Source organism: Protofrankia sp. CiP1_Cm_nod3 (assembly GCF_982290655.1).
The window spans coordinates 16,104-17,592 of record NZ_CEVIVD010000106.1 but is presented as its reverse complement, the minus strand read 5'-3'; the positions used below and the strand labels follow the sequence as shown (position 1 = coordinate 17,592).

Below are 1,489 nucleotides of genomic sequence, written 5' to 3'. Positions count from 1 at the left end.
GCCGCACACTGGGGCATCGTGAGACCTGTCATGTCGAACGAGACCCCGCTCGGTGGGGACCCCGTGGACAGCGTCCCCACGGACAGGGCCGGGGCGGGCCGGGCGCGGGCGGGCCGGGGCTACGCGCGGCGGGCCCCGGACATGCTCGTGAACGGGCCGTCCCCGATCGCGGTCACTGTCGATGTCGTCCTGCTGACGCTGCGTTCCGGGCAGCTCTGCGTACTGGTCACCCAGCGGGACGCGCCGCCGTTCCAGGACGACTGGGCGCTGCCCGGTGGCTTCGTCCGGGTGGACGAGGACCTGGACGCCTCGGCCCGCCGGCAGCTCGCCGAGGGGACCGGGGTCGCCGCGTCCGGCCATCTTGAGCAGCTGCGCACCTACGGACGGCCGGACCGCGACCCGCGGGCGCGGGTCGTCAGCGTGGCCTACCTCGCCCTGCTCCCGAACCTGCCGCCCCCGCCGGGAACCGACCGCGACGGGCCGACGGCCCGCTGGTGGCCGGTGGAGGACCTGGGCTCCGCGGACGGCCCGGTCCTCGCCTTCGACCATCCGACGATCGTCGCCGACGGCGTGGAACGGGCCCGCAGCAAGCTGGAGTACACCCCGCTCGCCGCCGCCTTCTGCGAGGAGCCGTTCACCCTGGCCGAGCTGCGCCGCGTCTATGAGGCGGCCTGGGGCGCCCCGCTCGACCCGCCCAACTTCCGCCGCAAGGTGCTGTCGACCTCTGGCTTCGTGGTGCCGGTCGGCGCCCGCGCGGCGCCCCGCGGCGGGGGGCGCCCGGCCGAGCTGTACCGGCGGGGCTCCGCCACGGCCCTGCACCCACCACTGTTGCGCCGTTCCGTGTGAACGACGCCACCATCTCCCCGGGATCATCTGCGATGATCGTTGACGTGCATCCCGACGCCAGTAACGCAGGCATATTTCTCGTCGTCGTCGGTGGCGCCCTGTTCGCGCTGCTGGTGTGGGGCCGCCGCGTCGGCGGCGGTGCCGCGCGTGAGATCTGGGGCCGGCTGGGCCTTCTTCGCTGGATCATCGCACTGATCGTCGTCGTGATCTTTTTTGATCTCGCCGACGGCGTCGTGAACAGATGATCCACCCAACCGGAAACCTCGGACGGCTGAAGAACCGGCGGCCGGCCGGCCCGCGACACCCGCTCGCCCGGCCCGGATACGCGCAATAGATTGTCAGCGGAACGTGTGATTCACTTCACCGCAAGCAACATTTTCGCTGTACCGGAAGCGACCATTTTGTGGCTATGCGCGGTCGATCGACCGACTAGTTATGCTCACTTCCAGTAACCCCGAAGCCGGATGAAAGGACCGCGGGTGACTGGTCAGCCATGGCTGTGGACGCCGCCGCACCAGACGACGCGATCGACCGGCGTGGGACTCCTTCTCCGCTCCTACCGGCAGACGTTCGGCCTTACCCAGCAGCAGCTCGCCGAACGGCTCGGCTTCGACCAGTCCTACGTTTCCAAGGTCGAAAGCGG

The 1,489-nt window shown here is 70.5% G+C and carries 3 protein-coding genes; all 3 read left to right on the top strand.

What is annotated here, in order from left to right; translation table 11 throughout:
- Positions 1 to 141 precede the first annotated feature (141 nt).
- Positions 142 to 846, top strand: coding sequence for an NUDIX hydrolase (locus AC5LUJ_RS17900; RefSeq protein ID WP_250285627.1), 705 nt, complete (start codon positions 142 to 144; stop codon positions 844 to 846).
- A 32-nt stretch (positions 847 to 878) separates the two neighbouring features.
- Positions 879 to 1,091: a hypothetical protein gene (locus AC5LUJ_RS17895; RefSeq protein ID WP_493465339.1), complete on the top strand. Its 213-nt coding sequence runs from the start codon at positions 879 to 881 to the stop codon at positions 1,089 to 1,091.
- A gap of 219 nt (positions 1,092 to 1,310) precedes the next feature.
- Positions 1,311 to 1,489: helix-turn-helix domain-containing protein (locus tag AC5LUJ_RS17890; RefSeq protein WP_493465341.1), on the top strand; the 179-nt coding region annotated here is incomplete at its 3' end.

What these genes read in the sequence shown, in the direction of transcription:
- AC5LUJ_RS17900 (WP_250285627.1), top strand. Translation starts at nt 142, where the DNA reads ATGCTCGTGAACGGGCCGTCCCCGATCGCGGTCACTGTCGATGTCGTC.
- AC5LUJ_RS17895 (WP_493465339.1), top strand. Translation starts at nt 879, where the DNA reads ATGATCGTTGACGTGCATCCCGACGCCAGTAACGCAGGCATATTTCTC.